This is a genomic window from Marinitoga sp. 1135 (genome assembly GCF_013363245.1).
Lineage (GTDB): Bacteria > Thermotogota > Thermotogae > Petrotogales > Petrotogaceae > Marinitoga > Marinitoga piezophila.
This window is the reverse complement of record NZ_LBEZ01000019.1, coordinates 138,746-148,406: the sequence shown is the minus strand read 5'-3', so window position 1 is coordinate 148,406 and position 9,661 is coordinate 138,746. Positions and strand designations below refer to the sequence as shown.

8 protein-coding genes and 1 pseudogene are annotated in these 9,661 nt (G+C 30.9%); all 9 read left to right on the top strand.

Annotated elements, in window-relative coordinates; all coding sequences use genetic code 11:
- Nucleotides 1-298 (top strand): annotated as a pseudogene (locus XO10_RS08940) (flagellar biosynthesis protein); the annotation flags it as partial.
- A 24-nt stretch (nucleotides 299-322) separates the two neighbouring features.
- Nucleotides 323-1,345, top strand: coding sequence for a phenylalanine--tRNA ligase subunit alpha (locus XO10_RS08935; RefSeq protein WP_075780726.1), 1,023 nt, complete (start codon nucleotides 323-325; stop codon nucleotides 1,343-1,345).
- A gap of 13 nt (nucleotides 1,346-1,358) precedes the next feature.
- A complete protein-coding gene (pheT, locus tag XO10_RS08930) occupies nucleotides 1,359-3,719 on the top strand; it encodes a phenylalanine--tRNA ligase subunit beta (protein WP_175421411.1) in 2,361 nt (786 codons plus the stop codon).
- Between the two features lie 70 nt (nucleotides 3,720-3,789).
- Nucleotides 3,790-4,077 carry a flagellar biosynthesis anti-sigma factor FlgM gene (flgM, locus tag XO10_RS08925; protein ID WP_014297247.1) on the top strand — a complete coding sequence of 96 codons (288 nt, stop codon included), beginning with the start codon at nucleotides 3,790-3,792 and terminating at the stop codon, nucleotides 4,075-4,077.
- A 1-nt stretch (nucleotide 4,078) separates the two neighbouring features.
- A complete protein-coding gene (flgN, locus tag XO10_RS08920) occupies nucleotides 4,079-4,561 on the top strand; it encodes a flagellar export chaperone FlgN (RefSeq protein ID WP_075780724.1) in 483 nt (160 codons plus the stop codon).
- A gap of 10 nt (nucleotides 4,562-4,571) precedes the next feature.
- Complete coding sequence (gene flgK, locus XO10_RS08915) at nucleotides 4,572-7,496, top strand: flagellar hook-associated protein FlgK (RefSeq protein WP_014297245.1); 2,925 nt, start codon at nucleotides 4,572-4,574, stop codon at nucleotides 7,494-7,496.
- A gap of 17 nt (nucleotides 7,497-7,513) precedes the next feature.
- Nucleotides 7,514-8,419: a flagellar hook-associated protein FlgL gene (flgL, locus tag XO10_RS08910; protein ID WP_014297244.1), complete on the top strand. Its 906-nt coding sequence runs from the start codon at nucleotides 7,514-7,516 to the stop codon at nucleotides 8,417-8,419.
- Between the two features lie 14 nt (nucleotides 8,420-8,433).
- Complete coding sequence (gene fliW, locus XO10_RS10525; protein WP_014297243.1) at nucleotides 8,434-9,414, top strand: flagellar assembly protein FliW; 981 nt, start codon at nucleotides 8,434-8,436, stop codon at nucleotides 9,412-9,414.
- Nucleotide 9,415: 1 nt separating this feature from the next.
- Complete coding sequence (locus XO10_RS08895; RefSeq protein WP_041638606.1) at nucleotides 9,416-9,655, top strand: carbon storage regulator; 240 nt, start codon at nucleotides 9,416-9,418, stop codon at nucleotides 9,653-9,655.
- The last annotated feature ends 6 nt before the right edge of the window (nucleotides 9,656-9,661 follow it).

Below are 9,661 nucleotides of genomic sequence, written 5' to 3'. Positions count from 1 at the left end.
AAGAACTGTTGAGGAAGCAATAAAAGAAAGTAAAGAAAAGGCTAAAATAGAAGGTTTAGAAGAAGGTAGAAGAGAAGGTTTGGAAGAAGGTAGAAAAGAAGGTAGAAAAGAAGGTAAAGAAGAGAGTAGAAGAGAGATAGCTAAAAAATTATTATTGAAAAAATTTGGAAATAAAATCGAATCTATAATCTATAAATTGGATTACGCCGATAATGATGTTATTGAAAAAATTATTGATAACATTTTTGATATTGAATTTCAGGATATAGAAAAAATTCTAAAAAAAATAGAAAATTAATTATTAGTAAGGAGGAAAAGCACATTGAATGATATAAGAGAAAGGATTATTGAATCACTAAAAGGGGAAATTGATAAAATTAAAAATATTCAGGAATTTCAGGTTCTAAAATCAAAATATGTCGGTAAAAAAGGCGAAATCTCAAAATTAATGAAAGAAATTGGAAAAATCGAACCTGAAAAGAGAAAGGAATTTGGTGCCTTTGTAAATAACTTAAAAAAAGAGGCAGAAGCAATACTTGAGGAAGGTCTGGAAAAGGTTAAACAACACTTAAAGGAAATGGAAGAAAAGAAAAGTTGGGTTGATATAACCTTACCAGGTGCTAAAAGAAAAATTGGGTATGAACATATATTAAAACAAACAATAAGAGATGTATATGAAATATTTTCAAGTATGGGATATAAAATTGTTGAAGGTCCAGAAATTGAAACAACATGGCATAACTTTGATGCATTAAATACGCCAGAATGGCATCCAGCAAGAGATATGCAGGATACATTTTATATAGAAGGAAAGGATAATATAATCCTGAGAACACACACATCACCTGTTCAGGTTCGTACTATGTTAAACACCGAACCTCCATTGGCTATTATCTCACCTGGAAGAGTTTATAGAAAAGATGAACCAGATGCCACACATTCACCTGCTTTTAATCAATTTGAAGGTTTATATATAGATAAAAATGTAACTGTTGGTCATTTAAAAGCAACTCTTGAACAATTTTTAACTATGTATTTTGGCGGTTCAAGAAAGGTATTATTAAGACCAAGTTATTTCCCATTTGTTGAACCGGGTTATGAAGTTGATGTTGATTGTATGTTCTGTGGCGGAAAAGGTTGTAATGTATGTAAAGGGACTGGTTGGATAGAAATACTCGGTGCAGGTCTTGTTCATCCAAATGTGTTGAAAAATGTTGGATACGATCCAGAAAAATGGCAGGGATTTGCTTTTGGAACAGGAATAGAAAGAATAGCTATGTTAAAATATGGAATTTCAGATATGAGAGAATTTTATAGGAACGATATGAGATTTTTAGGGCTTTAAAGGAGGAATTCTGGTGAATATATCAAGAAATTGGATCTCAGATTATATAGATTTAAAGGTTGATACTGGAACACTTATTGATAAAATAAAAAAACATTCAACTAATGTGGAAGGTGTGGAATATTCCGGCAGAAATCTAAAAGGTGTAATTGTAGGCCGTGTTGAAGAAATAACGGATCATCCTGATGCAGATAGAATCATAATATGTAAAATCAATGTCGGAGATAAATATTTACAAATCTTAACAGCTGATAAATCGGTAAAGGTTAATGACCTTGTGCCAGTTGCAGTTGATGGCGCTGTATTACATGGAAACTTTAAAATAAAGGCGAGAAAAATGAGAGGAATTCTTTCAGAAGGAATGCTATGTTCTCTTGAAGAGCTTGGACTTGAAGAAAAATCAGAATTTGTCTATAGAATTCCTGAGGAAGTTGCACCAGGAACAGATTTTATTGAATATTTAAAATTAAAAGATGATATAATTGATATAGAGATATTCCCAAACAGGCCTGATCTCTTATCCTATTTAGGTGTAGCAAGGGAATTTATAGCTATAGATGCAGCAGAAAATTTAAAATTACCTTTAATTGAAAAAATTGAAAAAGGTAACGGATTTCCTGTTAAAATCGAATATGAAGGTTGTAAAAGATATGCAGCTTTAGTTATAGAAGATGTTGAAGTAAAACCTTCACCTTCATGGCTTGTAAAGAGACTAGCTACTGCTGGAATAAGAAGTATAAATAATATTGTAGATATCACAAATTATGTATTGCTCGAAACTGGACATCCTGTTCATGCTTTTGATCTTGATCTAATTGGAAACGAAATTGTTGTAAAAAAAGCTGTTGCAGGTGAAAAAGTATTATTATTAGACGGAAATGAATACGAATTAAACGGAACAGAAACCTTAATTACAGATGGCAATAAATTCCTTGCACTTGGTGGAATTATGGGTGGAGAAGAATCAGGCATAAACGAAAATACAAAAAGAGTATTATTGGAAGTAGCTTATTTTGATCCTGTAAATATCAGAAAAAGCGCAAGATATCATAAAATCTCAACAGATTCATCATATCGATTTGAAAGAGGCGTTGACCCAAATGATACAAAATTTGTAATGGGACGTTTAGCCTACTTAATTAAAGAACTGGCAAATGGAAAAATCAGTGGTCCTATGACAGATGCATATCCAGAATATATAGAACCAAAGAAAATCTTTGTAAGATCTTCTTATGTTTCAAACAGATTGGGAATTGAAATTTCAGAAAATGATATAGAAAACTCTTTATCAAAACTCGATTTTACATTTGAAAAGAAAGAAAACGGATATGAAGTTACTGTTCCTACAAGAAGACCTGATATTTTTGAAGAAATAGATCTTGTAGAAGAAATTGGAAGAATTTATGGTTATCATAATATACCTTCTGTATTGCCTTCCCATAACCTTGTAGGAGGTATTTCAAAATACATTAAATTCAGGGAAAAACTTTCTGAGTTAATGAGATTAAATGGTTATAACGAAGCTTTCACTTTTGCTTTTATGGACAATTCAAGAATGTGGTTAAAAAAAGGAGAAGTATTCCTTGAAAATCCTATTTCATCAGAATTAGGTACAATGAGACCTTTACTTGTATACGGAATTCTTGAATCTGCATCATATAACTTTAGAAATCAGAGTAGAAATATTAAATTATTTGAAATTGGAAAAACATTTTTAAATGACGAAAAATCAGAAACCTCTGTAAAAGAAATAGAAAAACTGGCCTTTGTCGCTGTTGGTGAAGAAAATCCATATGACTACACAGATAAAAGAAATGTTTCATTCTATACATTTAAAGGCGCTTTAGATAATTTATTCGATTATTTAAATATTGATGTAGAATATAAAAGAGAAAATATTGAAGGATTATCCTTTGCGCAAAGCGCAAAAATTTATTCTGGTAAAGAAGAAATTGGTTTCTTTGGAAAAATAGAAAATGAAATTGCTGAAAATGTGTATAGCATAAATCAACCTGTATTCATAGCAGAAATAGATATTGAAAAATTATTTGAGTTATATTCTGGAACAAGAAAGTATTCTGTTGTAAATGCTGAATATCCTTCGATGAGAAGAGATTACTCATTACTGGTTGATGATAAAATAACCTTCTATGAAATAAAAGACGCTATTTTAAAAGCAGGAAAAAAACTTGTAGAAGAAATAAAGGTTTTTGACGTATATAAAGGAAAAAATATAGAAGAAGGCAAAACAAGCATCACAATAACTGTTACATATAGAGCTAAAGATAGAACCTTAACAGACGATGAAATAAATAGAATAGCAGAAAAAACTATAAATTTATTTGAAAAAATGGGAATATCTATAAGACATTAATATCCGATGCATTTTAGACGATATATAGTATGACCGGGATTCGAACCGAACCGTTACTGGAGGTGTAATTATGGATATAAACAGATTAGGCGGAGCTTATCAGCAATATGTAAAAAATGAATCATTAAAAAATGAAAAGGTTGGGAAAAACCATAATTCAAATAGAATAATTAATCAGGATACAGCTCCTGTAAAGTTGTCAGTTGACGGTTCTTCTAAAAAATATATAGAAATGGCCAAAAATGAAATCCCTGATATCAGGGAGAACCTCGTGGAGGAGATGAAAGAGGCCATAGACCAAGGACTATACAAAATAGATGCTGACAAGATTGCAGAAAAACTTCTTGGAGGTTTCTAAAATGCATCAGGATATTGATATAAAGAAAATAATCCACGAGGAGTTGTCTATCCTCGTGGATATTTTTTATTATATGGAAAGTTTAAAGGACAAAATTTTAAAAAGCGAAAAGATTGAAAAATTAAACAGGGATATTTCCCAGATTAGCAAATTGGCTCTCCAGCTTTCAAAAGTTGAAAAGGAGAGGATTTTATTATTTGACAATTTTGCTAAAGAAAAAGGTATTAAAGACTCTTTAGATGATTTTATTGAATATTTTAAAGAAGATAAAGAAATGACAGACATACTTTTAGATCTAAAAGATAAATTAGTTGATGTTTCAACGATTTCTGAAGTATTAAAGGAATTATTAAAGGCAAGAATGGAATACAACGATATATTAATAAAGCTATTTATGGAACCTGCAAAACCTGCTCCTACATATAACAAAAACGGAATATATAAAAATGTGGGGCAGTCCAATAAAATTAACTGGCAGGGTTGAGGTGATTTAAATGTCATTATTCGGAACGCTTCACACAGGAATGTCTGGGATATTTACAAACAAAACAGCTATGAATGCAATATCTCAAAATATTGCAAATGCCAATAATCCAGAATACTCCAGAAGAGAAATAAATATTACCACCAATGTTACAGTAACCCAGGGTGGTCTTGAACTTGGAACCGGTTCAAAGATTGAATCCATAAAAAGGGTAAGAGATAAATTTCTTGATGTTCAATATAGAAAATATAACAGTGAATATGGATATTGGAAAACAATGAATTCCAATTTAAATTATGTGCAATCACTTTATAACGAACCATCAGAAGACGGAATAAGAAAGTCTTTTGATGAATTCTGGGGTTCTATCCATAAAATTTTATCTGAACCAACAGTTCCTGAAAATAAAAGGGAATTAATATACAAGGCTCAAAATTTAGCTAAAAATTTAAAGAGTCTATATGTTGATATTGAAGGAGTAAAAGATAACCTGAATTCTGATATAGAATCAATGGTAAAGGATATAAATTCAAAATTAGCAGAAATTTCCGGATTAAACAAACAGATTAAAGAATTAACTTCTGTTGGTATGACTGCCAATGATTTAATGGACAAAAGAGATGCCATATTAGATGATCTCTCTGAAAAATTTGGATTTACCGTAAAAGAAAAAAATGACGGTCAAATTAGCATAATGCTCAAAAATTATGAAATACTAAATGGTGAATATTACACAAAAATGAGCGTAAAAAATATTGACGGAAAAAACTATGTATATATTAATAGTGGACTATTGGAAATAAAAGATGGGGCATTAGGAGCCACCTTCGAATTAAGAGATAATGTTTTAAACGATCAATTAAGTAGATTAGATGAATTGGCTGCAACATTTTATGACACGTTAAATTTAATTCACGAAGAAGGATACGATTTAACAGGAACAATTAGAGGAATGAACTTCTTTAATGAAATACCAGAAGGTAATCTTGCCACAGATAAATTAAGAAGAATTGCTGGAAATATAATGTTAAGTGGACAACCTAAAAACTATATAGATAGCTATTTAAAATTTAATCAAAATACAATAGATGACATAAAAGTTAATTTTGATCTTGGTTCTGCAGAGTTAATAAGTGTGGAAGATGGCTTTGAAGATACTTCTGATTATGTAGCAACAATAAATTCTGGAAACTCTCTTGATACATTAAATACCGGTTCAAAATTCAGAGCCAATTTTAATTATAAATACAGCGCTCAAAATGGAGGATTGCTTACCTTTGCAAATGAAGGTGGTTCAGCTTTTAGTGATCGTCTAATAATAGACTTTAATAGAAATCTCTTTAAACAATTGGGAATTCCAAGTAAGGATATAAACGCTTTAAAATGGACAAAAATTCCTCCTCAGGAAATGCAGGGAATTATGACATTTAAAGGTCCGGGAAATTATACAGAAACCTTAAATCTTGATGGAGTTACATCTTTAAATGATATAGCAAATAGAATTAACACAGATGCTGATGGTGACGGAACAAAAGACGGAGGATTAAAACTTGTAAGAGCTTTTGTAAGAAATGGAGAATTATATGTAGTACCTACAAGCTCTGCATATTCAGATATGAATAACGTTGTAATAGACGATCCAAATGGAATGTTACATGAAATGAATTCATCAAATGTAAATTTATCTGTTTTAGACACTTCGGAAAACTCATTAAAAAATGCTCTTGGATTATATGCATATAAAACAAAAAGCATTGATTTATCAAAATATTCAAATTCAGATACTGTTAGTTTTACAATAAATTATAAAGACTCCACCCCTTCTTATTCTGGAAGTATTACAAAAGGGGCATTAAATGGTTCAACAATTGGTACAAATAATGAATTTCAAATTGTGCAAAATGGAGATGAATTTGAAATATTACCTGGCGCTGATGGTTCGACTTTCAGCTGGGCAAATGTAGATAGCATACAAATAAATATTGGAACAGATACAATAAAAATAGAAAACTTTTATTATGATGAAGACTCTGCTGCAAGAAAAATCGTTTCACAGGGTTGGGCAGCAAATACAACTGCCGCTAAATTAACCTTAAAATCAGATGATGACCTTAAATGGAGAATGGACTTCCTTGATTTTGGCGCATTTATGTCCATTCAGGGGAAAAAGGTCCAAATTGATTTTCATAGAGATACTCTTGATTCATTGGTTAATAAAATCAACGAAACAAATACCGGACTTATCGCTTTTTACACTCCAGGAGGAAGACTTGCGCTTAAAGCAGATAAAACTTTAAATTATGATTTAAAAAATGTAGAAATAAAAGGACCTGAGAGATTGTTTGAATTATTAGGATTATGGAAACACGATGATCCATCACAACCATATTCGGAACATTTTTCATTAATTGATAAAACTATGGATATATCAGATTTAGCAGAAAGATTAAAATATACATCTAAATTTATTTTATCAGATGATACCAGCGTTGCAAAAAATCTAAGTGTAAAGGATTATCTACTTAATAACCCGGATATGCTTGCAATGGACCTTGGAAAAATGGTGGATACAGATTATGACGGAGATATTGACAGCATTATACCTTCCGGGGAACATTCATCGACATTATGGGAAGATGGTTATTTGCTTAAATCTACAAAATTATTATCAGATGGACGCCATGATTTTGAAGATTATCTTTCAGATATAATTACTGATGTTGGTATTTCAGGAGAAAAAGCAAAAAGAATGGAAATAAATAGTGATAGTTTAAAAACGGAATTTTATAATCAAAGAGAAAGCGTAAAGGGCGTGTCGCTTGATGAAGAAATGACAAATCTTATAAAATATCAACAGGCATTTAATGCCGCTGCCAAAGTTATCAATGTTGTGGACAATATGTTAGACAGAATTATCAACGGGCTTATGCGATAGAAAAGAGGTGAGTTAATATGAGAATAACTCAATCAATGATAGCTAACAGAGCTTTAAACGATATAAGGAATTCTATGCTTAAAAGAGAAGAATTAAGTGAGCAGCTTTCCACTGGAAAAAGGGTAAGAAAACCTTCTGATGATCCTGTGGCAGCTGGAAAAAGCAGTTATCTTATGGGAAGAAACAGAGTATTAAATGAATACATAAACAATATAAAAAATACACGTTCAGTACTTGTCTATTATGACACTGCTTTACAGGAAATGCAGGATGTCAATCATAGAATAAAAGAATTAACTGTAAAAGCTGCAAATGATACTCAAACACTGGAAGATAGGCAGCATATAGCTGAAGAATTAAAGCAATTAAAGGATCATTTATATAAAATCGCAAATACACAAATTAATGGAAAATATATCTTTGGTGGAGCTAAAACAGATTTACCTCCAGTAAGAAAAGATAACAATAAAATTATTATAAATACTCCACGAGAAGCAAATGTTCGTGCAAAACTTCCATTAGAACATGTGGAAATAGAATACGGAGTCACCGTTTATGATGTTTTTAGAACAGATTCAGGCGAAACGGTATTTGGAATTTTAGACAGATTAATTGACTCTGTTGAAAATGCCGATAAAAATAGCGATGAAAATATAGAAAGAGATCTTGGATCTCTTGATGAAATATTAAACAAAGTAAATGCAAACCTTGCAAGAGTTGGTAGTACCGATAACATGCTCGAATCAATGGAAAAAAGGTTTGAAAGAGTTGTTGATAACAATACAGATATAATAAATGAACTTATTGGAACAGATATGACAAAAGCATTTAGTGATTTTACTTTAGAACAAAATATATTACAGGCAGCATTAAAAACTACAGCACAAATACTTCCACAATCCCTTGTGGATTTCATTAGATAAGGGGGAAAGACAAAGTGGCATTAAAAATGTATAAAACACGTATAGGAGAAATTGAAGTAGATGATAGCGAAGTAATAGTTTTTGATAAAGGTATTCCTGGATTTGAAAATTTAAAAAAATTCGTTATATTAACTGCAGAGGATACTTATCCAATAATGTGGCTATTATCACTGGAAGATGAACTTGTTGCATTTCCTATTATAGATCCAAAATTAATAAAGGTTGATTATGTTGCAAAGATTCCTGAAAATGTTGTAAAAACACTTGGAATAGACTCACCAGAAGATGCTGCATTATTTGCCATTATGACTATACCTCAGGAAAATCCTGAAAATGCAACTGTAAATTTAAAAGCTCCTCTGGTAATATCCAAAAAAACAAATAAAGGTTTACAGTATATATTAGACGATGAAAATCTTTCAGTAAAACATAGCGTTAATGATGAGATATTATTAAGCCAGAAAATGCTTGAAAGGCAGATAAAAGAAGTTTCAAAATTCACTGAAAAAAAGAAAAAATACAATACAAGATTTGGAGAATTGGAAATTGCAGATGAAGATGTAATTACATTTGAATTTGGAATTCCCGGATTTGAAAACCTCAAAAAGTTTTATATACACTTTTCAAAAGATACATTCCCTATACAATGGCTTTTATCACTTGAAGATGAAGCTATTTCATTCCCTGTAATTGATCCGGTACTTGTACGTGTGGATTACACATTTGATTTACCAAAAGACATGGTTGAATATCTCGAGATTTCCAAACCAGAAGATGCTCAGATATTTGCAATTATGACCATTCCTCAGGGCGATCCAGACAATATAACAGTCAATTTAAAAGCTCCTCTTATTATCTCAAAAATAAATAAAAAAGGTGTCCAGTTAATTTTAGACAATGATGAATATCATTTAAAACACAATGTAAAAGAAGAAATAGAAAGAAGCGACAAAATACTTAAAAATCAGGCACCTGATAATGAAAGGGGTGCGTGATATGTTAGTCTTATCAAGAAAAATAGATGAAGGTATAACAATAATGATAGACAATAAAATTTTAAAATTAAAGGTATTATCTGTTGAAGGGAATGCAATAAAATTGGGATTTGATGGTCCAAAAGACTTTAAGATCTACCGTGAAGAGGTTTATGATAGCATTATGAAAGAAAATATTTCTGCTACACGTGTAGAGGATATTTCAGGTTTAAAAAATATTTTCGATAAAAGCAAAAAATAAAATGGG